Origin of the sequence: uncultured Roseobacter sp. (assembly GCF_947493125.1) — a bacterium.
Taxonomy (GTDB): domain Bacteria; phylum Pseudomonadota; class Alphaproteobacteria; order Rhodobacterales; family Rhodobacteraceae; genus Roseobacter.
Map to the genome: position 1 here is coordinate 99794 of NZ_CANLQB010000008.1, position 23796 is coordinate 123589.

The following is a 23796-nucleotide window of genomic DNA, read 5'->3' on the forward strand; positions in this document are numbered from 1 at the left end:
CCATGACCTATCCAACCCAACCCACCGCCAGCCATTTCATCAATGGCGAATATGTCGAAGACACGAGCGGAACGCCGATTAACGTCATCTACCCGGCCACGGGAGAGATCATCGCAACCGTGCACGCCGCCACGCCTGCGCTGATCGAACGGGCCATTGAAAGTGCGAACGCCGCGCAAGCTGCCTGGGCAGCGATGACGGGCACCGAGCGCGGACGCATTCTGCGCCGCGCCGCCAAGATCATGCGCAAACGCAACCACGCGCTGTCCGTGCTTGAAACCTATGACACCGGCAAACCTTACCAGGAAACGAGCGTCGCGGACGCCACCAGCGGTGCGGATGCGCTGGAATACTTCGGCGGTATGGCAGCGACGCTCACCGGCGAGCACATCCAACTGGGCGAAGACTGGGTCTACACCCGCCGCGAACCATTGGGCCTCTGCGTTGGCATCGGGGCTTGGAACTACCCCACCCAGATCGCCTGCTGGAAAGGCGCGCCTGCGCTGGCTTGTGGCAACACAATGATCTTCAAACCGTCGGAAACTACACCGCTCTGCGCGCTCAAAGTGGCGGAAATCCTGCATGAGGCCGGGTTGCCTCCAGGCGTCTATAATGTGGTGCAAGGCCTCGGTGAGGTGGGTGCCGCGCTCGTGACCGACCCGCGTGTCGACAAGGTGTCGCTGACCGGCTCGGTGCCCACGGGCCGCAAGGTCTATGCCGCGGCGGCCGAATGCATGAAACATGTAACCATGGAACTGGGCGGTAAATCCCCGCTGATCATCTTCGAAGATGCGGATATTGAAAACGCCGTCAGCGGTGCGATTCTGGGCAATTTCTATTCTTCGGGGCAGGTCTGCTCCAACGGCACGCGGGTCTTTGTACACAAGGCCATCAAAGAGGCGTTTCTGGGCCGGCTTGCAGCGCGGTTGGAGGGCGCTGTGATCGGCGACCCGATGCAGCCCAAGACAAGCTTTGGCCCCATGGTCTCCGAGCGGCAGATGAATATCGTTCTGGGCTACATCGAGAAAGGCCAGGCAGAAGGCGCGCGGTTGGTCTGCGGCGGGGCGCGTCTGGATCGCGCTGGCTTCTACCTGCAACCGACGGTCTTCGCTGATGTGAGTGACGACATGACTATCGCGCGGGAAGAGATCTTTGGCCCGGTGATGGCGGTACTCGACTTCGAGGACGAAGCCGAGGTGATGGCCCGCGCCAACGACACGGAATTCGGCCTGGCCGCAGGTGTTTTCACCCGCGATCTGGCGCGCGCGCACCGCGTGGCCGCGGGGTTCGAGGCGGGTACCTGCTTCATCAATTCCTACAACGACGCGCCGGTCGAGGCGCCCTTCGGAGGAGTCAAAGCCTCCGGCGTCGGGCGTGAAAACTCCAAGGTAGCCATTGAGCACTACAGCCAGGTGAAATCTGTCTATGTGCGCATGGGTGACCTTGAGGCCCCGTTTTAACCCTTGGCAAGTGATCCAAAGGCGCGCTGACGCGCACGCCATTGATTTGGCGCGTGCCCCGCGGCGCCTTTCTGATGAGTGAGAGTGAAGATGCAAGCGGATTTCGTGATTGTGGGCGCGGGCAGTGCAGGCTGTGCCATGGCGTACCGGTTGAGCGAGGCAGGCGCCTCGGTGATCGTGATCGAACACGGTGGAACAGATGCCGGGCCGTTCATCCAGATGCCCGCAGCGCTGTCCTACCCTATGAACATGAAGCGCTATGACTGGGGCTATACCTCCGAGCCCGAGCCGCATTTGAACAACCGCCGTCTGGCGTGCCCGCGTGGCAAGGTGATTGGTGGGTCTTCGAGCATCAACGGCATGGTCTATGTGCGCGGTCACGCGATGGATTTCGACCATTGGTCGGAGCAGGGGGCGGACGGTTGGGCCTATGCGGATGTGCTGCCCTACTACAGGCGCATGGAAAACTGGCATGACAACGGGCATGGCGGCGACCCGGCCTGGCGGGGAACGGATGGCCCGCTCCACGTGAGCCGTGGCCCACGTCAGAACCCTCTGTATCACGCTTTTGTGGAGGCGGGGCATCAGGCCGGATACCAGACCACCGAGGACTATAACGGAGAAAAGCAGGAAGGGTTCGGCCCCATGGAGCAGACGGTCTGGATGGGGCGCCGCTGGTCCGCGGCCAACGCCTATCTGCGCCCGGCCCTGAGGTCAGGTCGTTGCACCGTGGTCAACGGCCTCGCGCTGCGTGTCGTCATCGAAGACGGGCGCGCAACTGGTGTTGAAATCCTGCAGGGTCAAAAGACCTCTGTCATCCGGGCCCATCGCGAAGTTGTGCTGGCCGCCTCGTCAATCAACTCGCCCAAGCTGCTGATGCTCTCGGGCATTGGCCCGGCAACCCATCTGGCGGAACATGGGATTGAGGTGATCGCGGATCGTCCTGGCGTCGGGCAGAACCTGCAGGATCACCTGGAGCTCTACCTGCAAATGGCCTCCAGCCAGCGGATCACGCTCTACAGACATTGGAACCTGCTGTCCAAGGCGGCCATCGGTGCGCAATGGCTGTTGTTCAAAAGGGGCTTCGGGGCCTCCAATCAGTTCGAAAGCACGGGGTTTATTCGCTCGCGCGCTGGTGTCCCTTATCCCGATGTGCAGTTCCATTTTCTGCCACTCGCGGTGCGCTACGATGGCAAGGTCGCAGCAGAGGGGCACGGGTTTCAAGCGCATGTTGGACCCATGCGCTCGCCGTCCCGTGGGGCGGTGACGCTCGCGTCCGCTGATCCTGTCGCCGCGCCCCGGATCTTTTTCAACTACATGTCGGAGGACGAGGATTGGGTGGATTTTCGTCAGTGCATCCGCCTGACACGAGAGATTTTTGCGCAGGATGCGTTCAAACCCTTCCTCAAACACGAGATCCAGCCGGGCGATGCGTTGCAGTCGGACGAGGAGCTCGATGGATTCATCGCGGAGCATGCGGAGAGCGCCTATCATCCCTGCGGCACCTGCCGGATGGGACGGACGGATGACGCAAGCGCGGTCGTTGATCCGAAGGCGCGGGTGATCGGGGTGGACCGGCTCCGGGTGGCTGACAGCAGCATCTTCCCCCGTATCACCAACGGAAACCTGAATGCGCCGTCGATCATGGTGGGCGAGAAGGTATCGGATCATCTTCTTGGTCGGGAGCCGCTGCCTCGGGCCAATGACAGGCCGTGGATTCATCCCAACTGGCAGACAGCACAACGTTAACCACTTGCTAACCTTGGTTAACGAAATCACTTGTGTCGTGCGACCTCGGGCGGCATATGGCGCACATGCGTATGTTAACAATGTGTTTGCTGGCCGCGGTTTTGTCAGCGCCGGATGCCGCCGTGGCGAAAGCTTCCGTGTCCGGACCTGTTCGCGTGATCGATGGTGATACTTTAGATATCGGCGGGACCCGCGTGCGCCTTTTTGGAATAGACGCACCGGAAGCGGATCAGACGTGTCGGACCGAGCAAGGGCAAGTTTGGGCATGCGGTGCGTGGGTCACCGATCAAGTCAGAACACGCTTCGGTGGGCGCCAGGCTGTTTGCGAGCCCATCACGACAGATCGCTATGGCCGGGTCGTGGCCCGATGTTCAGTTCGTGGCGAGGATGTGGGACAGTCTCTTGTAAGCGACGGCCTTGCGTTCGCCTACCGAAGATATTCGCAGGACTATGTCCTTGCGGAGAAAGGCGCGGCGGTGAGAGACATGGGTTTGCACGCAAGCCGCGTTCAGAACCCGTCCCAATTTCGGCAGACCCGAGCGGTTGGGCGCATTCCTGAAAACCGCGCCTGTGTGATCAAGGGCAATATTTCCAGGGCCGGCGCGAAGATCTACCATGTCCCGGGTCAGCGGGACTATGAACGCACCGGGATCCGACCGGAAACCGGAGAGCGTTGGTTTTGCTCTGTGACGGAAGCCCGCGCGGCGGGCTGGCGCGCTGCTAAGCGCTAGCCAATCTGATAGGGCAAGACATCCCTCTGGTTGGGATCGACCTGCAGCGTGCGTTCGAGCGGCGGGACCGCACGCTGGTGACAGTTCGCCCGCTCGCAGATCCGGCAGGAGATGCCAATGGGTTCAAAGGCGCCATCTCGGCTTAGGTCGAGCCCGTCGGCATAGACCAGATCCTTCGCGTGCCGGACCTCGCACCCCAACGCAATAGCATATCGTCGGACCGGTGCGCCAAAGCGACCGGCAGGTTTGGAGACGTCACGCGCCAGATTGACATAGCGCACCCCATCAGGGGTCTCGGCCAGCTGCCGCAGAAACTGGCTGGGCAGTTCAAACGCCCGGTGCACGTTCCAGAGCGGGCAGGCTCCGCCAAAGCGCGCGAATTGAAGCCGTGTTGCAGAGTGCCGCTTGGTGATCGTTCCGGCCTGGTCCACGCGGACAAAGAAAAACGGGATCCCCTTGGCGCCGGGGCGCTGCAGCGTAGAGAGGCGATGGGCAACCTGTTCGATGGATGCACCGAACTGCCCGGCCAAAGCTTCGACATCGTGGCGGCATGCGCGCGCCTCGGCCTGAAAGGTGGTGTAGGGCATGAGGGCAGCCCCCGCGAAGTAGTTCGCGAGACCGATCTTAGCGATGGCGCGGGCTTCTGCGCTTTGGAACCGGGCGAAATCGAGTGTTGCATCCAGCAGCGCCTCTTGTTTGATCAGAGCGACCTGCAGCAACAGTTGAAATGTCTGGCTTTCCGGCGGCGCCCGTCGAGAGAGAGTCAAAATGCCGGTGTCCGGGTCGTAGCTGCGCAGCTTGTCGGTATCTGCGAAAACCACGGTGACGTCGGCATTGCCCAAGGCTGACACGGCGGCGACCCGGACGTTCCGGTGTCCCCCTTCCTTCGTCGCGAAATGCTCGGCGGCGCGGTCAACGGCGTCGACGTAATTGTCGCAGTAGTGAAAGAAGTCGCGCACCTCCTCCCAGGGGCTTGGCGTCGTACGGCCATCTTCCCGCCCGAGTGCTTCGTCCAGAGACGCCAGGCGCTCCTGCATTTGACGATAGCTGCGATGCAATTCGAGAAAGGCATGAGCGAACGCGGGCGCATTCGAGGCCGCGAGGCGCAGATCGGCGAGAGGCGGCAGTGCGTCGGCAAAGAGTGGATCGGCGAGCGCTTCGCGCATGTCGCTCACCAATCGCTCACTGTCACCTGTGCTGAGTTCCGTGACATCCAGCCCGAATTCCTGTGCCAGCGCGAGCACCACGGTCGTGGAGACCGGGCGGTTGTTGTTTTCCATCTGGTTCAGATAGGGCAGGGACACCCCAAGTTTGGCGGCGAAGTCCTTTTGTGTATGGCCGAGCCGTGTGCGAAGTTCTCGGAGCTTCGCACCAGCGTACAGTTTTTGCGTGGCCATCGCCGTGCCCCTTCTGGTCAGCTTGCAGGTTTGCAAACACGTAAATGCTAGCTTTGCAAATCTTGCCGATCAAGGTGGCGTCCAGTTGGTTAATGTCGAACTAACGGAACTCTAGATCGTTGGAGTTTGCAGGGCGATCCGGCGTTCCCGCCTATAGACCAGAAGTATCGAGATCACTGCGGCGGTCGACGTTGCGAGCATGATGACAAGCAGCGGCAAGGCGCCTGTTTGTTCGCTGAGTGCAGCACCTGCCAGCATGCTCAGCGCAGCACCGCCGCCTATCATGATTGCACCCCCCAGCCCGGACGCAGAACCGGCGAGTTGGGGTCGGACCGACAGCATGCCAGCGGTCGCGTTGGGGATGACAAGGCCATTGCCCAAGCCGACAAAGGTCATGAGGCCAAAAAAGCTCAATGCGCTGCCCTGACCGATCAGAAAGATCAGAAGTGAGAGCAAAACACCAAAAGCGTTGATGAGGCTGCCGATCAAGACAAGCCGGTTGAGGCCAACCCGTTGTGCGAGCATTCCCGTGAACATATTGCCAAAGAAGTATCCCAAAGCCGGCGCGCCGAAATAGATCCCCACCCAGAAGGGCGACAGGCCGAAGACCACGGACCCGACAAAGGGTCCGCCTCCGAGGTAAGCAAAAAACGCACCCGAGCAGAACCCGGCGGCAAGTGAGTAGCCCCAGAATCGGGGGGACGTGAGCAATTCGGGATATTCGCCGAATTGGCGGGTCAGTGATTTGCCGCTCTTGGTTGCGGTTTCGCCCTGGTCTTTCCAAGCCAGCCACAGCGTGAGCGCACCCATTATGAACAGCGCCCAGAAATTCGCTCTCCAACCGAAGGCTTCATCCAGAAAACCACCCAGCATCGGGCTGATCATGGGGACAATCGCCATGCCCATCGTGACATATCCGATCATGGATGCGGCCTTGTCCTGCTCGAACATGTCTCTCACGGCGGCTCTGCTCAGAACCATCGCTACCGCGACGATCGCCTGGCACATGCGGCAGACCAGAAACAGTTCAGCCGTAGGCGCATAGATGCAGCCCAGCGTCGCGACAAGGAAAAGAGCCAAGCCCCACAAGATCACCGGCCGCCGTCCTGCCTTGTCGGAAATGGGCCCGATCAGGATTTGCAGCACCGCGCTGATCCCGAGATAGAGGCCGACGGAAAGTTGCATCAGACCGTAATCCGTTTGGAAATACGCGGTCATGTTGGGCAGGCTGGGCAGGAACATGTTCATCGCGGTGGCGGACATCCCCGCAAGCAGAATAAGCGTTGCGATGTGGGGTGGTGTCGACCGATCCAAGAAGCGAATGTTCGGGGAACTGCTCATCTTGGCGAGCGTAGGCGGTGGTCATGTTGTTGTCCACGCATAGCAGCCATGCGCTCAAGATAAGTTTGCTAATTTGCAATTTGCAAAATTTTGATTGTATACCATTTGCAAATTAGCGAAAAAGCCCTTCGATCCTCCTGTGCTCTTGGGTATGGTGCGCCAAACAATCGAACGAGGGCGCCATGAAAGATATCCTGCTTCAACTCGAAGAGCGTCGCGAGACAGCACGCCTTGGTGGCGGTCAGCGACGGATTGATGCGCAACACGGTCGCGGGAAGCTTACAGCGCGGGAGCGGGTGGATCTGCTGCTCGATGAGGGAAGCTTCGAAGAGTTCGACATGTTCGTCGCTCATCGCTGCACCGACTTCGGGATGGAGAAGGAGAAGCCTGCCGGTGATGGTGTTGTAACCGGCTGGGGCACGATCAACGGGCGCCTTGTCTATGTCTTCAGTCAGGATTTCACGGTGCTTGGCGGGTCGGTCTCTGAAACGCATGCCAAGAAGATCTGCAAAATCATGGATATGGCCGTCCAGAATGGCGCGCCTGTCATCGGCATCAACGATTCAGGTGGTGCGCGCATCCAGGAGGGTGTGGATTCGCTGGCGGGCTATGGTGAAGTGTTCCAACGCAACATCATGGCCTCGGGCGTTGTACCACAGATCAGCGTGATTATGGGCCCCTGTGCGGGGGGTGCGGTCTATTCTCCGGCGATGACGGATTTCATCTTCATGGTGAAAGACAGCTCCTACATGTTCGTGACCGGTCCGGACGTGGTCAAGACCGTGACCAACGAGCAGGTCACGGCCGAAGAGCTCGGTGGGGCCGGGACGCATACCAAGAAATCCTCTGTGGCCGATGCGGCGTTCGAGAATGATGTCGAAGCACTTGCCGAAGTGCGCCGGTTGGTCGACTTTCTGCCGTCAAACAATCGTGAGCGGCCCCCGGTCCGCCCATTTTTTGATGATCCAGAGCGGATCGAGCCGTCGCTTGATACACTGGTCCCGGAAAATCCGAACACGCCCTATGATATGAAGGAGTTGATCCTGAAGCTGGCGGATGAAGGAGACTTCTACGAAATCCAGGAGGCATTCGCACGCAATATCATCACCGGGTTCATCCGGCTCGAAGGACGCACGGTGGGCGTCGTCGCGAACCAGCCGATGGTGCTCGCGGGGTGCCTCGATATCGACAGCGCGCGCAAGGCTGCAAGATTTGTGCGGTTCTGTGATGCCTTCGAGATCCCGCTACTGACGCTTGTGGATGTGCCGGGGTTCCTCCCGGGGACGAGCCAGGAATATGGCGGGGTGATCAAACACGGGGCAAAGTTGCTCTATGCCTATGGGGAGGCCACCGTGCCGATGGTGACCGTGATCACCCGCAAGGCATATGGTGGGGCCTATGTCGTGATGTCGTCCAAGCATCTGCGTGCCGATTTCAACTACGCCTGGCCAAAGGCAGAGATTGCGGTCATGGGAGCCAAAGGTGCCACCGAGATCATTCATCGCGGTGATTTGAAAGACGCCGAGAAGATCGCCAAACATACCGCGGACTATGAAGACCGCTTCGCAAATCCCTTCGTCGCGGCGGAGCGCGGTTTTGTGGATGAGGTGATCATGCCTCGGACCACCCGGAAGCGGATCGCACGGGCCTTCGCGTCGCTCCGCAACAAGCAAGAACAGATGCCTTGGAAGAAGCACGACAACATTCCGCTCTGATCCGTCATGTCCACCGTTTACGCAATTGACTGTGCATCTCAGCGCCCTGCCACAACGCCATTCGTCGTCCGGGGCGCACTCGGCCTGCCCGAGACGACCGTCTCAGGAGGGCGCGTATGAGCCTGATGCCGGCCATTGTGTTTGCGGCGACGTCCTGGCTTCCAGTTCTGGATGTGCCATCCGGGCAGCCTGTGGAGTTCTATGAGGTGCTGACGGACACGGTTGGTGATGAAAAATGGGCTCGGTTCCGCTTTCTGGCGCCTGAAATAGGGCGTGACGCCGGAACCGTTGATTTTGCGCAGGCCGAACAGGATCTCGAGCATCTCTGTACCGAAGTCGCACTGCCCTATCTTGTCGAGTATGAGCTAGAGGTAGACGTCGTCGCCGTGACGCTGCTGGATCGCCCGGTCGCATTTGGTGAGACTGATCCCGACGCAACGCAGTTCATTGACGTGTTTCGGGTGAACGCCGGGATGTGTGTTTGGGAGGGGCTGTGAGACCGACGCGAGATAGGATGTCTGAGGGGCGCCCTCGGCGAAAAGCTGCAGCTTTGCGCCGGTGGTGGAGCGGATCCGTGCCGCGTGGATTTCATTCGATGGGCGCTTTGCCTATGGTGCGACGAGGCGGCTGCACGGGCCACCTCGAACCAACCTCGGAGGGCGTCGGTATTGGACGATCCTCCGGATATTATTGTGACAGGAGATACAGATGTCCAAGAGCATCAAACTGTTGGCGACCCTGGGTTTCATCGCCCTCGTGGCCGCCTGCGCACGTGAGCAGGAAGAATTTGTCGTGGTCGACCCTGAGCCGATCTCGACCGAGCCGGTCCAGACCGGCAAGTTCTGAACGAAGATCGGGGGGGCGGGCTGATCCCGCCCCGACCGCCGTGCTCCCCTTCTGGTGGGGGGTGTCATGCTGAAACACCGCGGGTTCCCGGGCCGTTTGCCGGGAACAGATTTCCAGTTCACCCTCCGACGTGCCAATCCGCGTGGTGCAACACCGCTCACGGAACGTGAGCGCTATAGAGATCGAAAGCCCGCGGACCGCCGGGCAGACGCGGCCTTTTTCGAAGCCCTCTGGGCTCACTTCGGGCCGGATCCCTTCGTGCGCGGCAACTTGGATGCGGGTCGCCTGTCCTGGCTCTTTGGCCGGGAGGTGATTCCAGCCATCGGCCCCTTCGATCCTGCAGACTACGATGCGACGCTGGTCATTGATGTCCGGGTCGCGCGTCAGTCATTTCCAGAGGTATTCGAAGGAGGATCGGCGTGAATCTGCCTGTACCCATACCAAAGCGGCGGGGTCTGGCTCATTGTGGCGCAAACCGTTCGAAATCGATGGATAATTCAACCAATGCGAGTATTGTGAGTTATGCAGCCACGCGCGAATATCCCCGCACCGTGTCTGTGTACACTATTCGTACCCCTTCCCCTGGTGGGCAGCACGGCGTTTCCTTGCCGTTGCTGCCCACCTTTTTTTTGATCGGGGCATCGGCCAGGGAACAAGGAGGGGCCCCGGACGTTTGCCGGGTGTCAGCAGCGAAATCGGAAGGACATGAACAATGCCAGTTAGAAACATTATCCTTACACTCGCCGCCTGCGCGGGTCTTGCCGCGTGCGGCGACACATTGGGCGAGCAGGCTGCGGGCGGCGCGGCCATCGGCGCGGGCACGGCTGTCATCACCGGCAACAGCGCATTGCAGGGCGCGGCCGTCGGAGCCGCGGGCAACGTGGCCTTCTGCCAGCTTTATCCCAGCCGCTGTAACTGATCACGCTTCACAGACAGGTCTTTACACTGTGACGCCGCGCGTATCCGCTACGCGCGGCGTTTTTGCGTTTGACGCATCCACTTCAATTTGCACTGCCAAAAGGACATCCCATGTTCAATAAGATCCTGATCGCCAACCGCGGCGAGATTGCCTGCCGCGTTATCAAGACCGCCCGCAAGATGGGGATCCAGACGGTCGCGATCTACTCCGACGCCGACAAGCAGGCGTTGCATGTGCAAATGGCGGACGAGGCGGTGCACATTGGCCCACCCCCGGCCAATCAGTCCTACATCGTGATCGACAAGGTGATGGAGGCGATCAAGTCTTCGGGGGCGCAGGCCGTGCACCCCGGGTATGGGTTCCTGTCGGAGAATGCGAAGTTTGCCGAGGCACTGGATGCCGCGGGCGTCGCCTTCATCGGCCCGCCCAAGGGGGCCATCGAGGCGATGGGTGACAAGATCACCTCGAAGAAAATCGCGCAGGAGGCCGATGTCTCCACCGTGCCCGGCTACATGGGGTTGATCGAGGATGCCGACGAGGCGGTGAAGATCTCCGGCGAGATCGGCTATCCGGTCATGATCAAGGCCTCGGCAGGCGGCGGCGGCAAGGGCATGCGCATCGCCTGGAACGACGAGGAGGCGCGCGAGGGCTTTCAGTCGTCCAAGAACGAGGCGGCGAACTCTTTTGGTGACGATCGAATTTTCATTGAGAAATTCGTCACGCAACCGCGGCACATCGAAATTCAGGTGCTCTGTGACAGTCACGGCAACGGCATCTATCTGGGCGAGCGCGAGTGCTCGATCCAGCGCCGGAACCAGAAAGTGGTCGAGGAAGCACCGAGCCCGTTCCTGGATGAAGCCACGCGCAAGGCCATGGGCGAGCAGGCGGTGGCCCTCGCTCAGGCGGTGGATTATGCGAGCGCCGGGACGGTCGAATTTATCGTCGATGGCGACAAGAATTTCTACTTTCTCGAAATGAACACGCGGCTGCAGGTGGAACATCCGGTCACTGAGTTGATCACCGGCGTTGATCTGGTCGAACAGATGATCCGCGTGGCCAATGGCGAAAAGCTGACCATTACACAGGAAGACGTCACGCTGACCGGCTGGGCCATCGAAAACCGGCTCTATGCCGAAGACCCCTATCGCGGCTTCCTTCCGTCGATTGGCCGACTGACCCGCTACCGACCGCCGATGGAAGTGGCAGCTGGCCCTCTCTTGGAGAATGACAGGTGGCAGGGCGAGGCGCCCTCTGGCCCGGAAGCGGTGCGCAATGACACAGGCGTTTATGAGGGCGGTGAAATCAGCATGTATTACGACCCGATGATTGCCAAGCTCTGCACCTGGGCGCCGACACGGGCGGAGGCGATTGAAGCCATGCGCGTGGCGCTGGACAGTTTCGAAGTGGAAGGCATCGGTCATAACCTGCCCTTCCTCTCGGCGGTCATGGATCATCCCAAATTCGTGTCGGGCGACATGACCACTGCCTTCATCGCTGAAGAATACCCAGATGGCTTCGAAGGGGTGGAACTGCCGGAGGCGGAGCTCATGCGTATTGCGGCGGCCTGTTCAGCCATGCACCGGGTCGCCGAGATCCGCCGCGCGCGCGTCTCGGGGCGAATGGACAACCACGAGCGCAAGGTGGGTGCCGATTGGAACGTGCGCCTGCAAGGGCAATCCTATGATGTGGTCATCGATGCGGATCAGGAAGGATCCACGGTCCGGTTCGAGGGCGGCACTGAGTTGCGGGTCAGCGGCGATTGGACGCCAGGCGATCAACTGGCCGAAATGACCGTGGCCAACATGCCTTTGGTTCTCAAGGTTGGCAAAATCAGTGGCGGGTTCAGGATCCGCACACGGGGGGCCGACCTCAAGGTTCATGTGCGCACGCCGCGTCAGGCTGAACTGGCCCGCAGGATGCCCGAGAAGCTGCCGCCAGACACCACCAAGATGCTTCTCTGCCCTATGCCGGGGCTGGTGGTGAAGATGGACGTGGCCGTGGGTGACGAAGTGCAGGACGGTCAGGCGCTCTGCACCATTGAGGCGATGAAGATGGAGAATATCCTACGGGCTGAACGCAAAGGCGTGGTCTCCAAGATAAACGCCTCAGCGGGCGATAGCCTCGCCGTCGATGATGTTATCATGGAGTTCGAGTGAGCCAATGTGGGCGCGCGCGCCATATCCCGGAGGTCATCTCTCGATGGCGCGGTCCTTCTGCTCACGGATCTCCCGTTGGCGCATGGGCATCTTATCGATGCTGCGGCTGATCTCGCGCACATCCCAGGGGAAGGGCTTGCGCAGCTTGACCGCACCGTCCTTGCCCATCAACACCAGCATGAAGCCGCGGGGGCGCAGTTTTCTGCGCAGTTCGGAGGATACCGAGGGGTCTGTATCGGTAATCACAACCACATCGCGCTCGACCAATTCATCGGGGCGCTGCTCAAGTAAACGCATCTGTTCTATGAAAGCGGGGTTGTCTGCACTGTCGGAAAAAACAACCACAGGGCGGTTTTTCCACTTAAATTGGTTCAAATCCACTTCATCCATGGTCACGAACAGCTCTGGTTCCGGTATGGCTTCGGCTGTTTGTGCGGCCGTGCCATTGCCAAAAAAGCAAGCCAGAACAATGGGTAGTATGGGTTTCATCGCGCCTCCTGTGTGGTCCAATATAGGCCCCCTGATCAGATATGCGATGGGTAATACCGGCATATTTACCATTAAATTCGCAGCAAGAGATTGCCTGTAATGCTGTGGATAACCCCATCATATCGGCCGAAGGGGGCGGCTCTTGCACATCGGGCTCGAAACGCCATGGACGTTATACTCCACGTCGGTGCGCATCGCACCGGAACGAAGACACTTCAGGACTACTTGCGCCGACAGGCCGAGCCGTTGGCCGAGGCGCGCGTGGGCTATTGGGGGCCGGGGCGGACGCGACGCGGATTACTTTCGGGGCTGGTCTCAACACCTCAGACGGCTCAGGAGAAAGATGTGTCCTCTCAAGCCGAAGCGCGGGTGCAGCTCCAGCTATCGGCAGCGCAGGCGCGCGGACTGAAGACCTTGCTGGTCAGCGATGAGAATACGATCGGCTCGGTTCAGGAAAACCTCCGGTGCGGCAGTCTTTACCCTGAGATTGGCGCGCGTATGAGCCGATGCGCACGGGCCTTTGCCGGTCATCTGTCGACGGTGATCCTGTGCCCGCGCAGTCTCGATTACTATTGGGGGTCCGCGATCGCCTATGCCGTTGCACGAGGACAAGCGGTACCCGAGCGGGAGCAGCTGCGGAGTATCGCGAACAACCCGCGCAGCTGGCGGGATGTGATTGCCGATCTGGCCAAAGCCCTACCGGAAGCTGACATTCGGGTGCTGCCGTTTGAACGCTTTTCGGGCCGTCCAGACGCGCTCGTCGAAGCGGGAACCGGGATCAGAGCGCCAAGCGATACCGAGCGGGGTTGGCTCAACCGCGCCCCCAGCCTGCCGGAGTTGCGTCGCGTGCTCGCAGACCGCAGTGGCAATGGCGCGTCTCTGCCCTTTGGTATGGGGCGTTGGAACCCTTTCACACCAGAAGAAACCGCAGCGCTCAGAGAGGCTTATGCGGACGACATGATGTGGCTCGTGGCCGGAGCGGACGGCCTTGCCACATTGACAGAGGACACAACCCGGACAAGAGCAGCGTCAAGCCTGCCAGCCGGTACTCAGACAAAAGGACATGGGAATGAGCACAAAGAAAGACAGATGGCGCGCCCTGGCTGAGGCCGAGCTGCGCGGCAAGCCGCTGGACGACTTGACCTGGAAAACCCTCGAAGGGATCGACGTTCAACCGCTCTATACAGCCGACGATATTGCAGATCTGGACCATCTCGGAACGATCCCGGGAGAAGCGCCCTACACGCGCGGTGTGAAAGCCACGATGTACGCCGGTCGGCCCTGGACGATCCGGCAGTATGCTGGGTTCTCAACCGCTGAGGAAAGCAATGCCTTCTATCGGCGCGCGCTGGCCGCAGGGCAGCAAGGGGTGTCGGTCGCCTTTGATCTCGCGACGCACCGCGGCTACGACAGCGATCACCCGCGCGTGGAGGGCGATGTCGGCAAGGCCGGCGTGGCCATCGACAGTGTCGAGGACATGAAAATCCTCTTCGATGGCATCCCGCTCGACAAGGTCTCTGTCTCAATGACGATGAATGGTGCGGTGATCCCGATCTTGGCGAATTTCATCGTCGCAGGCGAGGAGCAGGGGCACGACAAATCGCTGCTCTCCGGCACCATCCAGAACGATATTCTCAAGGAGTTCATGGTCCGGAACACATATGTGTATCCGCCTGAGCCGTCGATGCGAATCATCGCGGATATCATCGAATATACAAGTGATTATATGCCGAAGTTCAACTCGATTTCGATCTCCGGGTACCATATGCAAGAGGCCGGTGCGAACTTGGTGCAAGAGCTTGCCTTCACGCTCGCGGATGGGCGCGAATACGTGCGCGCGGCCATTGCACGCGGCATGGATGTAGACAAATTTGCAGGAAGGCTGTCGTTCTTCTTCGCCATTGGCATGAATTTCTTCATGGAGGCGGCCAAGCTGCGCGCTGCGCGGCTTCTGTGGGCGCGGATCATGGAGGAGTTCGAACCGAAGAACCCCAAATCCTCAATGTTGCGCACGCACTGCCAGACGTCCGGTGTCAGCTTGCAAGAGCAAGACCCTTACAACAACGTGATCCGCACCGCCTATGAGGCGATGAGCGCCGTGCTGGGCGGCACGCAGTCGCTGCACACCAATGCACTGGACGAGGCGATTGCCCTTCCGACGGAGAATTCCAGTCGAATTGCGCGCAATACGCAATTGATTTTGCAGGAAGAAACAGGCGTGACCAATGTGGTCGACCCTTTGGCAGGCTCCTATTATGTGGAGAAGTTGACCGCTGATCTTGCCGAAGCTGCGTGGACCCTGATCCAGGAGGTCGAGGACATGGGCGGCATGACCAAGGCCGTTGCATCCGGTATGCCCAAGCTGCGGATCGAAGAGGCCGCGGCGCGACGACAAGCCGGGATTGATCGTGGCACCGAGGTGATCGTTGGCGTGAACAAGTATCGCAGGGACAGCGAAGACCTTATCGACATTCTGGATATCGACAACGCGGCCGTGCGGAACAGCCAGATTGCACGGCTGGACCGCATCCGCGCTGAACGGGACGAGACTGCGTGCACGGCGGCGCTCGAAGAATTGACGCGGCGGGCCGCGGAAGGGGGCAACCTTCTGGACGCTGCAGTCGAAGCGGCCCGTGCGAGGGCTTCAGTGGGAGAAATCAGCATGGCAATGGAAAAAACCTTCGGTCGTCATCGTGCGGAAGTAAAAACCCTCGCGGGTGTCTATGGTGCGGCTTATGAAGGCGACGAGGGCTTTGCAGCGATCCAGAAATCGGTGGAAGAGTTCGCCGAAGCCGAAGGCCGCCGTCCGCGGATGCTGGTGGTCAAGATGGGGCAGGATGGGCATGACCGGGGTGCCAAGGTGATTGCGACGGCTTTTGCCGACATCGGTTTCGACGTTGATGTGGGCCCCTTGTTCCAGACGCCGGCGGAGGCCGCACAGGACGCTATCGACAACGATGTGCACGTTATCGGGATCAGCAGCCAGGCCGCCGGGCACAAGACCCTTGCGCCGCAGCTTGTCGGGGCGCTGAAAGACGCAGGTGCCGAAGACATTCTGGTCATCTGTGGCGGCGTGATCCCGCAGCAAGACTATCAGTTTCTCTATGATGCGGGGGTCAAGGCGATCTTCGGTCCGGGCACCAATATCCCCAAAGCGGCACAGGATATCTTGACGCTCGTCCGCGAGGCGCGCGGGTGAGCATATGCTGAGTGGACGACCTACCTCCGTTTTTGCCAGGCTGCCAAGATGCAGCTAGATCATCTCGCGGTTGCCGGAGAAAGCCTGCACGAGGCCCAGGCCTTCGTCGAAGAGGCACTCGGCGTGCCGCTGCAGCCGGGCGGCGAACATGCGGTCTTTCATACGCATAACGCACTGCTGGGGCTCGATGATGGGCTTTATCTGGAAGCTATCGCGATCAATCCCGCGGCGCCGCAGCCCGAGCGCAGTCGGTGGTTCGACCTGGATCGGTTTTCCGGGCCCGCGCGGCTGACGAACTGGATCTGCAGGACAGATGATATCGCGACCGCGCTGATGGATCTGCCAGCGGGGATGGGCAGCCCCGTGGCGTTGCAGCGTGGACCCCTGCGCTGGCGGATGGCCGTGCCTGACAACGGTGTATTGCCGTTTGAGAATTCGGCGCCAGCGTTGATCCAATGGGACACAACACTGCACCCGGCTCAGATGCTGGCGCCCTCAGGCGTGTGGTTGCGCCGCTTCACAGTACAGCACCCGGAGGCCGAAGCTCTGGGCGATTTGCTCACGGTTCGACTGCAGGATGACCGCCTGCGATTTGAAACCGGGCCGCGCGGGCTGTTTGCGGCATTCGACACGCCCCACGGCCCGCGCGAGCTTTCGTCATGATCCGCACTGCCGTTGAGGCCGATGCACCTGCCATCGCCGCGCTTTGGAACCCGATGATCCGCGACACGCTGTCGACCTTCACTACGGTTGAAAAGACGGTTGCGGACCTCGAAGCCTTGATTGTCGCCCGACGGGGCGCGGTCTTTGTCGCGGAGGTTGACGGCGTAGGTGGTGGTTTCGTCACATTCGGCCCGTTCCGCGGAGGCCCCGGCTATGTCGCGACGGTTGAGCATACGGTGATCGTTGCACCGGAGCAGCAGGGCAGAGGGCTGGGGGGCAGTCTGATGGAGGCGGCGCAAGACGCCGCCCGGGCCGATGGCAAGCATGTAATGGTAGCCGCGATCAGCCATACGAACGCAGCGGCTCATGCCTTCCACAAGCGGTTGGGTTATACGGAAGTGGCGCGCATGCCCGAGGTGGGGCTCAAGGCCAACCGTTGGTTGGATCTGGTGCTGATGCAGAAAATCCTCTGACGCGGCGCTTCGCCACCTGACTTCCCCCGGGGCAGCGGTTAAGGTTTCTGCCATGTCAATCTGGTCTCGTATATCCGATGCGCTGTCGGCTCTCGCCGCGGGCGAGGGGCTGTCCAAGGTCTTTGACCGTTTGCGCAGCCCGCCCGAGCGGTCGGTGGCTTTTACCATCGCGGTGATCGCGCTTGGCGCCAAGATGGCAAAGGCGGATGGCCAGGTGACACGAGACGAAGTGACGGCCTTCAAGGAGGTTTTTCACATTGCGGCGCAGGATGAGCAGGGCGCGGCCAAGGTCTTCAATCTCGCACGCCAGGATGTGGCGGGCTATGAAGAGTACGCCACCCGTATCCGAGATATGTTTTCGACCCAACCCGAGACGCTGCGCGATTTGCTCGAAGGGCTGTTTCACATTGCGATGGCCGACGGGTTCTACCACCCCAATGAAGATGCGTTTCTGGAGCGGGTGACGGAGATTTTCGGCCTGTCGAGGGCCGAGTTCAACAGCCTGCGCGTCCGCTTTGTCCCGGAGGCGGGACAGGACCCCTATGCGGTTCTTGGTGTGACGCCGGACGCGTCCCTTGAGGAGATCCGGCGTGCCTGGCGCCGGCTGGTGCGCGAAAACCACCCCGATGCGATGATCGCGCGTGGTGTGCCGGAAGAGGCCATGCAGATGGCCCAAAAGCGTATGGCTGATATCAACCGGGCCTGGGATGAAATCGCCGGCGCTGACGCTTGATGCGGCTGGCGACCTACAACGTCGAGTGGTTCACGTCTCTCTTTGGCGATGACGATGCCCTACTGATGGATGACGTTTGGTCATCCAGGCACAATGTGACCCGCGCACAGCAAGCCTCTGCCCTCGGCCTTGTTTTCCAAAGCCTCGATGCTGATGCCGTGCTGATCATCGAGGCGCCGGATGCCAGCAGCAGACGGCGGACGGTTACCGCCCTCGAGGCATTTGCCGCGCATTTCAACTTGCGCGCGCGCACCGGGGTCATGGGCTTCATGAACGACACCCAGCAGGAGATCGCCCTGCTCTACGATCCCGACGTGCTGAGCGCCCAGCACAAGCCCAGAGCCGGAACGGCATCCGTGCCGCGGTTCGATGGCACGTTCGAGATCGACCTCGATATCGACGCCACCCGGGACAAAGTGCAGTTCTCCAAACCTCCACTGGAGCTGGGCATCGAGACCGCCGCCGGAACAGCCTTCAGCCTGATAGGTGCACATCTGAAGTCAAAAGCGCCGCATGGCGCGCGCAACGCTGCTCATGCCATGAAACTGGCCATCGCCAATAGACGCAAACAACTTGCGCAAGCCATCTGGCTGCGAGCGCGGATTGATCAGCTGCTCGAAGAGGGGCGGTCGGTGGTCGTCATGGGGGATCTCAACGACGGCCCTGGCCTCGACGAATTCGAGGGACTTTTTGGACAATCATCTTTGGAGATCGTTCTGGACGGGCCCGGCGGGGCGCTCTTTGACCCGCACGCCCGGCAGGCCCTTTCCGCCCGCCTAGGCGCTGCGCCGACCTCCGCGCGCTTCTGGATCAAGCAGGAGAAGCGCTATCTGCAGGCCTTGTTGGACTACGTGATGGTGACGGCGGACATTCGGCAGCGCAATGCACGTTGGCGTATATGGCATCCACTGGACGATCCGGACTGCTGGGCCGACACAGCACTCCGCGATGCGCTGGTGACAGCCTCGGATCATTTTCCGGTCACGCTGGATGTGGATATCTGACCTCGAAGAATCGTCTCAAAATCCCTATACTTTTGCTATGGACCGACGTTTTGGAATAGCGATAGCGTGCTGCCTGATCACTTCCGCGGCAGTGGCACAGGAGGAAGACCCGCCGTCCATGATGGAGCGCGGGGCCCAGCAGTTCCTCGAGGGGTTGCTGCTGGAAATGGAGCCTGCCTTGGACAGTATGCGTGGTTTCATGGATCAAATGGGACCGGCGCTGGCCGATCTGATGGGGCAGATTGAGGACTGGTCGGTGTATGAGGCGCCCGAGATTTTGCCCAACGGAGATATCATCATCCGCCGTAAGCCAGAGAAGGAGCCCGAGCCGGAGCTGCAGCCTCAAATAGATTTGTGAGCACGCCCGCGGACCTTCTTGATCTGAACCTCGGCCCCAAGCGAGTTGGCCAAAGACATCAACCGCGCTTCGGCCACCTCGCCGAAAAGCGGGATCATGTCCGGGGTGAGCCGAAGGTGCAACTCTTTCTTTTTCGGGAACCAGCGTAGGGTCCCGCGCTCGGCGTCCTGTGTCATCCAAAGCATCGCGCCGAAGCGCATGGCCTTGCCCAGAATTTCCGCCTCAAGCTGCGCTTTTTCGTCGATCAGCTCATAGAGGTTTTCGAACCGTGTGCCCTCGCGCTTGTTCGAGTACCGGTGCAGCAGGGCCAACCCGAGAAAGACGCGCTCCGAGTGTTTGAGACCGCCGAGGTTCGCGCGTGTCGCGTTGTCGAAACAGGTCTCCGCGCGGTAGTCGGGGTGCGCGCGCCAGCTGACGTCGTGCAGAAGACACGCGGCCTTGACAAGGCGCCGCCGCTGCTCGGGGATTGCGCGAAAAATGGGGTGAATGAAGGCGTAGAGGAGCTTGCCGAAGCCCGGCATACGCGCGTCCTTGGCCTCGGCGAAGCGGCAGGCTTCGATCAGCGGATCGCGGTCGCGCAGGCGTTGGGGCATTTGCTCATAGAGCATGCCTTCACGTATGCCGTAGCTCGAGATCGCAATGTCTTTTGGACGAAAGGTCTTGACCAGCCGGCTCAGAACTTCGGCGGCCAAGGGGACAAGGCTCATCCGGGCCGACGAGATGCCACAGGCAGACCGCAGCTCCTCGAGATCCGCCTCGGCAATGAATTTCGCCGTGGCGCTCACGCTGCGGGCGGTCATTCGGTACTCATGCAGCACATGCAGCGGGTAGTTCCGACGGTACATGTCGATCCGCGCAATGGCCCGCCAAGAGCCGCCAACCAGAAACAGCCGGTCCCGCTGGAGGCCCATCGTGTCCTGCAGTTGCTGCATTGTTTCTTTGATGTGAGCCTTTCGGGCGCGTTTGCCGCCCTTGATCTCCTGCAGCTTCAAGGGGCCGAGGGATGAGGTCACACGCCGTCCAACCCTGCCGCCCGAGATTTCAGCCAGCTCCATCGAAGAGCCGCCGATATCGCACACCAGCCCGTAGGAGCCGGGCCACCCCAACAGCACACCCTGCGCGGACAGACGCGCCTCCTCCTCTCCGTCTATGACCCAGATGCGCAGACCCGTCTCTCGCAACACCTCTTCGCGAAAGTCCGACCCATCGCTGGCATCCCGCACTGCTGCGGTGGCGACAACGGTCAACTCCGGCAGGCCCATACCTTGGGCGAGATGCTGAAATCGGCGAAGTGCACTAAGCGCGCGAATACGGCCTTCGGGGTTGAGTTTGCCGCTGTCCGACAGACCCGCGCCCAGAGCGCACATGATCTTTTCGTTGTAAAAATAGGCAGGCGAACGCGCCGCACCGTCAAAAACAACCAGCCGCACGGAGTTCGAGCCGACATCGACGACACCGACGCGGGAGAGGGCTCGTGCGCTGGGATCCTGAAAAAGCGGTCTGCCGAAGAGACCGACATCCGGGTGATCGGCCTGCGCCCCTGCAAGGTCCGGCAGTTCGGTGGCGTGGTTCATGTCGGCATCCGGCGTTGAGTGATGCCACCCTGTGCAAAATTGCCTCACGGGTCAACACGTGCCGCTGTGGAAAATGCGTGTCGCGGTCCGTGGCCGCGGCGGTCAGTCCTTGGTGTGCGTCAGTTTCGGCACATCCGACGCACCCGCCGACCCACGCCCGGAGAGCGAGGGGTTTTCCATGAAGAACCTATGACAATTGAAGGCGAAGGCGCCCTCAGGAAGCGGCGGACGCTCAAAGTGGCCGTCGGGTTCCATGACCCAGCTCTGCGCGACATCAGCGAGATTGGCCGCCATGATCTGGCTGACGATCTGGGCCTTTACCGTTGGGTTCTCGATTTCCACCAGCGTCTCCACGCGGCGGTTCAGGTTACGCCCCATCCAGTCGGCGGACGAGATGAACACGCGCGCCTTCTTGTGCGGCAGGCCCTCGCCATTGCCGAAGCAGACGATGCGTGAATGCTCGAGAAAACGCCCGACAATCGATTTGACGCGGATGTTGTCGCTCAGCCCCTTTATCCCGGGGCGCAAACCGCAGATGCCGCGAATGACCAGGCTGATTTTCACACCGGCCTGGGATGCAGCATAAAGCGCGTCGATCACCTCGCTGTCGATCAGCGAATTCATCTTGGCCCAGATGACGGCGGGTTTCCCAGCACGGGCGTGCTCCGCCTCTGCGGCGATCAGTTCGAGAAGGCGCGGCTTCAACGTGGTGGGCGAGATCGCGAGGTTGTCGAGGCTATCCGGCTGCGCATAGCCAGAGAGGAAGTTGAAGACCTTGGTGGCATCGCGCCCCAACCGCGCATCGCAGGTGAAGAGCGACAGGTCCGTGTAGATGCGCGCGGTGATCGGATGGTAGTTGCCGGTGCCATAGTGTGTGTAGGTCACCAACTGATTGCCCTCCCGCCGCACGACCGTGGAGATCTTGGCGTGCGTTTTGAGGTCGAGAAATCCGTAGACCACATGCGCACCGGCCCGTTCGAGCCGTCGCGACTGGCGGATGTTGGCCGCCTCGTCAAATCGCGCTTTCAATTCAACCAGGGCGGTAACGGATTTGCCGTCTTCGGCCGCTTCGCAAAGGGCCTCGACAATGGGGCTGTCGCGCGATGTGCGATAGAGCGTCTGCTTGATCGCCACCACCTTCGGGTCGCGCGCGGCCTGTTGCAGGAATCGCACCACCATGTCGAAGGTTTCATAGGGATGGTGCAGCAGCATGTCCTTGGAGCGGATCGCGGCCAGCATGTCACCATCGTGGTCCGTCACACGTTCCGGCACCCGGGGTGTGAACATCGGCCACAGAAGGTCGGGACGGGCATCGAGCACCAGCTCCTTCAGATCAGCGGAGCCGATCATCCCATTGATTTCGATCACTTCTTCCTGATTGACGCCCAGCTCTTCCATGATCACGGATTTAAGTGCCTCGGGTGCACCGGCGGAATGGGTGAGCCGCACAACCTCGCCGCGCCGCCGCCGTTTGAGGGCCACTTCGAACTCGCGCACCAGATCTTCGGCTTCTTCCTCGACCTCGAGGTCACTGTCGCGCAGCACACGAAACTCGAAGTAAGCCTTCAGCTTGTAACCCGGAAAAAGCCCTCCGACATTCAGCACCAGCAATTCTTCGAGTGGCAGGAAGCGGTGATGCCCCTCTTCTGCGGGCAATGCAACAAAGCGGTCGATCTGGGCCGGGATCGGCAGCAATGCCTGCAACGGGCGCTTGTCCGAGACCCGCTCGAGCTGCAGCGCCAGTGCATAGCCGGTGTTTGGGATGAAGGGGAAGGGATGCGCAGGGTCGATGGCGAGCGGCGAGAGCACCGCGAAGACCTGTGTCAGGAAGACGTCGTCAAGATAGGAACGATCTGCCTTTGTCAGATCGGCGGCGCGCAGAACGGAAATGTTCTCCGCCTCCATTTCCTTGAGCAGATCCACGAGCACCCGCTGCTGGGTTTCCATCAGGCGGCGGGCGTTCTCATCTATAAGACGTAGCTGCTCCGCCGGCGTCAGGCCGTCGGCTGCGGGTGTCGTGTTGCCTGCATGGGCCAGCTCGCGCAGGCCGGCAACACGCACCGTGTAGAATTCGTCGAGATTGGCCGCTGAAATCGACAGGAAACGCAACCGTTCCAGCAGCGGGACGCGGGGATTCTCCGCCTCCTGAACCACACGCCAGTTGAACCCGAGCCAACTGATCTCGCGGTTAAAAAACCGCTCCGGGCCATCGGCATCAAAATCCGGCAGTGCGGTTGCGGCAGGAAAGTCGGCGGCGAGAAAGTCAGCTTTGGTCATGAGGGCCTTGTGCGCGTCCCGTGTAACTTATCTATGACAGTTATCGCGCGCTGCCTTGACCCTTGTCCAGCAGTGGTCCCGCAAGTGTCCGTGATATTGGGCGTTTTTGTGCCAGCGAGGCCGCGTCGAGGCTTTCAACGAGATCCCGGGCAGCGGCAAACGATCGATCCATGCGGAGGATCAGATAAGGGATCAGATCAGCCTTCGGCATCAGCTGCCGGTCTGAAAAGAGCTTGGCCAGAACTGCGGCCAGCAAGGTGTCGTCGGGCAGCTCAAGCGTCGCGGCAGGCGCTGCCGCAATCCGGCTCGCAAGGTCAGGTAGCGTGATCCCCCAATCCCGGACAGGGCCGCGCCCGGTCAGCAGCAGCGGGTGCCCTTCGGCAAGAACCATGTTGTGTAGGTGAAAAAGCGCATTCTGCGCTTGCGGCTCGGATGCGATGGTCGGGACATCCTCGACGGCGACAGCGCCTTCTGCAAGGCCCGGCACATCCGCCGAACGAAGGTCCCGCGCCGCAATGATCCGAGCCTTGTGCTGTGCCGCCCAGACATGCGCCAGATGTGTCTTGCCAGCCCCATCCGGACCTGTCAGCACCAGCTTTTCGGCAGAGCTTTCGATCATCGCCACAGCGACGGCATTGGAGGGCGCGACGAGAAAGTCCGCCCGCCCCAGCGCCGGGACGCTTGGAAGCTGAAGGCCAAGTTGCTCCGGCAT

General features: G+C 60.8%; 22 protein-coding genes. 16 read left to right on the forward strand and 6 right to left on the reverse strand.

Features of this window, described 5'->3' with window-relative positions; all coding sequences use genetic code 11:
* The first annotated feature begins 2 nt into the window (after positions 1-2).
* The 3 genes from betB (at position 3) to Q1A71_RS17725 (ending at position 3940) form a co-directional block, all read left to right on the forward strand.
* The gene (gene betB / locus Q1A71_RS17715; RefSeq protein ID WP_299679432.1) at positions 3-1460 is read left to right on the forward strand and encodes a betaine-aldehyde dehydrogenase; all 1458 of its coding nucleotides are present in this window, start codon (positions 3-5) and stop codon (positions 1458-1460) included.
* A 90-nt stretch (positions 1461-1550) separates the two neighbouring features.
* Complete coding sequence (betA, locus tag Q1A71_RS17720; RefSeq protein WP_299679435.1) at positions 1551-3209, forward strand: choline dehydrogenase; 1659 nt, start codon at positions 1551-1553, stop codon at positions 3207-3209.
* Positions 3210-3289: 80 nt separating this feature from the next.
* Positions 3290-3940 (forward strand): thermonuclease family protein, encoded by a 651-nt coding sequence (locus Q1A71_RS17725; RefSeq protein WP_366140302.1) that lies wholly within the window; start codon positions 3290-3292, stop codon positions 3938-3940.
* Here the strand turns inward: Q1A71_RS17725 and Q1A71_RS17730 are convergent.
* Entirely contained in the window at positions 3937-5337 is a 1401-nt protein-coding gene (locus Q1A71_RS17730; protein ID WP_299679438.1) for a helix-turn-helix transcriptional regulator, read from the reverse strand. The two genes, Q1A71_RS17725 and Q1A71_RS17730, sit on opposite strands and share 4 nt — an antisense overlap.
* Positions 5338-5448: 111 nt before the next feature.
* Positions 5449-6678, reverse strand: a complete 1230-nt coding sequence (locus tag Q1A71_RS17735) for a multidrug effflux MFS transporter (RefSeq protein ID WP_299679441.1) — start codon at positions 6676-6678, stop codon at positions 5449-5451.
* Between the two features lie 182 nt (positions 6679-6860).
* On the opposite strand from Q1A71_RS17735, the gene Q1A71_RS17740 reads away from it, so the two are divergent.
* The 6 genes from Q1A71_RS17740 to Q1A71_RS17765 all read left to right on the forward strand — a co-directional run bounded on the left by Q1A71_RS17740 (position 6861) and on the right by Q1A71_RS17765 (position 12314).
* A complete protein-coding gene (locus Q1A71_RS17740) occupies positions 6861-8393 on the forward strand; it encodes an acyl-CoA carboxylase subunit beta (RefSeq protein ID WP_299679443.1) in 1533 nt (510 codons plus the stop codon).
* 116 nt (positions 8394-8509) lie between these two features.
* Entirely contained in the window at positions 8510-8890 is a 381-nt protein-coding gene (locus tag Q1A71_RS17745; RefSeq protein ID WP_299679445.1) for a DUF6497 family protein, read from the forward strand.
* Positions 8891-9101: 211 nt separating this feature from the next.
* On the forward strand, positions 9102-9239 hold the full coding sequence (locus tag Q1A71_RS17750) for a hypothetical protein (RefSeq protein WP_263845276.1): 138 nt from the start codon (positions 9102-9104) through the stop codon (positions 9237-9239).
* A gap of 66 nt (positions 9240-9305) precedes the next feature.
* Positions 9306-9662: a hypothetical protein gene (locus Q1A71_RS17755; protein ID WP_299679455.1), complete on the forward strand. Its 357-nt coding sequence runs from the start codon at positions 9306-9308 to the stop codon at positions 9660-9662.
* A 289-nt stretch (positions 9663-9951) separates the two neighbouring features.
* Positions 9952-10158, forward strand: coding sequence for a hypothetical protein (locus Q1A71_RS17760; RefSeq protein ID WP_299679458.1), 207 nt, complete (start codon positions 9952-9954; stop codon positions 10156-10158).
* Positions 10159-10268: 110 nt separating this feature from the next.
* Complete coding sequence (locus Q1A71_RS17765; protein WP_299679461.1) at positions 10269-12314, forward strand: acetyl/propionyl/methylcrotonyl-CoA carboxylase subunit alpha; 2046 nt, start codon at positions 10269-10271, stop codon at positions 12312-12314.
* 33 nt (positions 12315-12347) lie between these two features.
* Here Q1A71_RS17765 and Q1A71_RS17770 read toward each other — a convergent pair whose 3' ends face one another.
* On the reverse strand, positions 12348-12803 hold the full coding sequence (locus Q1A71_RS17770) for a DUF4174 domain-containing protein (RefSeq protein ID WP_299679464.1): 456 nt from the start codon (positions 12801-12803) through the stop codon (positions 12348-12350).
* 165 nt (positions 12804-12968) lie between these two features.
* On the opposite strand from Q1A71_RS17770, the gene Q1A71_RS17775 reads away from it, so the two are divergent.
* The 7 genes from Q1A71_RS17775 (at position 12969) to Q1A71_RS17805 (ending at position 19233) form a co-directional block, all read left to right on the forward strand.
* The gene (locus Q1A71_RS17775) at positions 12969-13910 is read left to right on the forward strand and encodes a hypothetical protein (protein WP_299679467.1); all 942 of its coding nucleotides are present in this window, start codon (positions 12969-12971) and stop codon (positions 13908-13910) included.
* Complete coding sequence (gene scpA, locus Q1A71_RS17780; protein ID WP_299679470.1) at positions 13873-16002, forward strand: methylmalonyl-CoA mutase; 2130 nt, start codon at positions 13873-13875, stop codon at positions 16000-16002. Before Q1A71_RS17775 ends, scpA begins: the two co-directional genes overlap by 38 nt.
* 48 nt (positions 16003-16050) lie before the next feature.
* Positions 16051-16665 carry a VOC family protein gene (locus Q1A71_RS17785; RefSeq protein ID WP_299679473.1) on the forward strand — a complete coding sequence of 205 codons (615 nt, stop codon included), beginning with the start codon at positions 16051-16053 and terminating at the stop codon, positions 16663-16665.
* Entirely contained in the window at positions 16662-17138 is a 477-nt protein-coding gene (locus tag Q1A71_RS17790) for a GNAT family N-acetyltransferase (RefSeq protein ID WP_299679476.1), read from the forward strand. The genes Q1A71_RS17785 and Q1A71_RS17790 overlap by 4 nt, the downstream gene beginning before the upstream one ends.
* A gap of 52 nt (positions 17139-17190) precedes the next feature.
* Positions 17191-17871 carry a molecular chaperone DjiA gene (locus tag Q1A71_RS17795; protein WP_299679479.1) on the forward strand — a complete coding sequence of 227 codons (681 nt, stop codon included), beginning with the start codon at positions 17191-17193 and terminating at the stop codon, positions 17869-17871.
* Positions 17871-18875, forward strand: coding sequence for an endonuclease/exonuclease/phosphatase family protein (locus Q1A71_RS17800; RefSeq protein ID WP_299679482.1), 1005 nt, complete (start codon positions 17871-17873; stop codon positions 18873-18875). The genes Q1A71_RS17795 and Q1A71_RS17800 overlap by 1 nt, the downstream gene beginning before the upstream one ends.
* 118 nt (positions 18876-18993) lie before the next feature.
* On the forward strand, positions 18994-19233 hold the full coding sequence (locus tag Q1A71_RS17805) for a hypothetical protein (protein ID WP_366140296.1): 240 nt from the start codon (positions 18994-18996) through the stop codon (positions 19231-19233).
* On the opposite strand, the gene Q1A71_RS17810 is transcribed toward Q1A71_RS17805, so the two are convergent.
* The 3 genes from Q1A71_RS17810 to Q1A71_RS17820 form a co-directional block, all read right to left on the reverse strand.
* Complete coding sequence (locus tag Q1A71_RS17810) at positions 19218-20807, reverse strand: Ppx/GppA family phosphatase (RefSeq protein ID WP_299679485.1); 1590 nt, start codon at positions 20805-20807, stop codon at positions 19218-19220. The genes Q1A71_RS17805 and Q1A71_RS17810 overlap by 16 nt on opposite strands.
* A 102-nt stretch (positions 20808-20909) precedes the next feature.
* Complete coding sequence (locus Q1A71_RS17815; RefSeq protein ID WP_299679488.1) at positions 20910-23084, reverse strand: RNA degradosome polyphosphate kinase; 2175 nt, start codon at positions 23082-23084, stop codon at positions 20910-20912.
* 40 nt (positions 23085-23124) lie between these two features.
* The gene (locus Q1A71_RS17820) at positions 23125-23796 is read right to left on the reverse strand and encodes a chromosomal replication initiator DnaA (RefSeq protein ID WP_299679491.1); all 672 of its coding nucleotides are present in this window, start codon (positions 23794-23796) and stop codon (positions 23125-23127) included.

What these genes read in the sequence shown, in the direction of transcription:
- betB (WP_299679432.1), top strand. Translation starts at nt 3, where the DNA reads ATGACCTATCCAACCCAACCCACCGCCAGCCATTTCATCAATGGCGAA.
- betA (WP_299679435.1), top strand. Translation starts at nt 1,551, where the DNA reads ATGCAAGCGGATTTCGTGATTGTGGGCGCGGGCAGTGCAGGCTGTGCC.
- Q1A71_RS17725 (WP_366140302.1), top strand. Translation starts at nt 3,290, where the DNA reads ATGTGTTTGCTGGCCGCGGTTTTGTCAGCGCCGGATGCCGCCGTGGCG.
- Q1A71_RS17730 (WP_299679438.1), bottom strand. Translation starts at nt 5,337, where the DNA reads ATGGCCACGCAAAAACTGTACGCTGGTGCGAAGCTCCGAGAACTTCGC.
- Q1A71_RS17735 (WP_299679441.1), bottom strand. Translation starts at nt 6,678, where the DNA reads ATGAGCAGTTCCCCGAACATTCGCTTCTTGGATCGGTCGACACCACCC.
- Q1A71_RS17740 (WP_299679443.1), top strand. Translation starts at nt 6,861, where the DNA reads ATGAAAGATATCCTGCTTCAACTCGAAGAGCGTCGCGAGACAGCACGC.
- Q1A71_RS17745 (WP_299679445.1), top strand. Translation starts at nt 8,510, where the DNA reads ATGAGCCTGATGCCGGCCATTGTGTTTGCGGCGACGTCCTGGCTTCCA.
- Q1A71_RS17750 (WP_263845276.1), top strand. Translation starts at nt 9,102, where the DNA reads ATGTCCAAGAGCATCAAACTGTTGGCGACCCTGGGTTTCATCGCCCTC.
- Q1A71_RS17755 (WP_299679455.1), top strand. Translation starts at nt 9,306, where the DNA reads ATGCTGAAACACCGCGGGTTCCCGGGCCGTTTGCCGGGAACAGATTTC.
- Q1A71_RS17760 (WP_299679458.1), top strand. Translation starts at nt 9,952, where the DNA reads ATGCCAGTTAGAAACATTATCCTTACACTCGCCGCCTGCGCGGGTCTT.
- Q1A71_RS17765 (WP_299679461.1), top strand. Translation starts at nt 10,269, where the DNA reads ATGTTCAATAAGATCCTGATCGCCAACCGCGGCGAGATTGCCTGCCGC.
- Q1A71_RS17770 (WP_299679464.1), bottom strand. Translation starts at nt 12,803, where the DNA reads ATGAAACCCATACTACCCATTGTTCTGGCTTGCTTTTTTGGCAATGGC.
- Q1A71_RS17775 (WP_299679467.1), top strand. Translation starts at nt 12,969, where the DNA reads ATGGACGTTATACTCCACGTCGGTGCGCATCGCACCGGAACGAAGACA.
- scpA (WP_299679470.1), top strand. Translation starts at nt 13,873, where the DNA reads ATGAGCACAAAGAAAGACAGATGGCGCGCCCTGGCTGAGGCCGAGCTG.
- Q1A71_RS17785 (WP_299679473.1), top strand. Translation starts at nt 16,051, where the DNA reads ATGCAGCTAGATCATCTCGCGGTTGCCGGAGAAAGCCTGCACGAGGCC.
- Q1A71_RS17790 (WP_299679476.1), top strand. Translation starts at nt 16,662, where the DNA reads ATGATCCGCACTGCCGTTGAGGCCGATGCACCTGCCATCGCCGCGCTT.
- Q1A71_RS17795 (WP_299679479.1), top strand. Translation starts at nt 17,191, where the DNA reads ATGTCAATCTGGTCTCGTATATCCGATGCGCTGTCGGCTCTCGCCGCG.
- Q1A71_RS17800 (WP_299679482.1), top strand. Translation starts at nt 17,871, where the DNA reads ATGCGGCTGGCGACCTACAACGTCGAGTGGTTCACGTCTCTCTTTGGC.
- Q1A71_RS17805 (WP_366140296.1), top strand. Translation starts at nt 18,994, where the DNA reads ATGATGGAGCGCGGGGCCCAGCAGTTCCTCGAGGGGTTGCTGCTGGAA.
- Q1A71_RS17810 (WP_299679485.1), bottom strand. Translation starts at nt 20,807, where the DNA reads ATGAACCACGCCACCGAACTGCCGGACCTTGCAGGGGCGCAGGCCGAT.
- Q1A71_RS17815 (WP_299679488.1), bottom strand. Translation starts at nt 23,084, where the DNA reads ATGACCAAAGCTGACTTTCTCGCCGCCGACTTTCCTGCCGCAACCGCA.
- Q1A71_RS17820 (WP_299679491.1), bottom strand. Translation starts at nt 23,796, where the DNA reads ATGCCGGAGCAACTTGGCCTTCAGCTTCCAAGCGTCCCGGCGCTGGGG.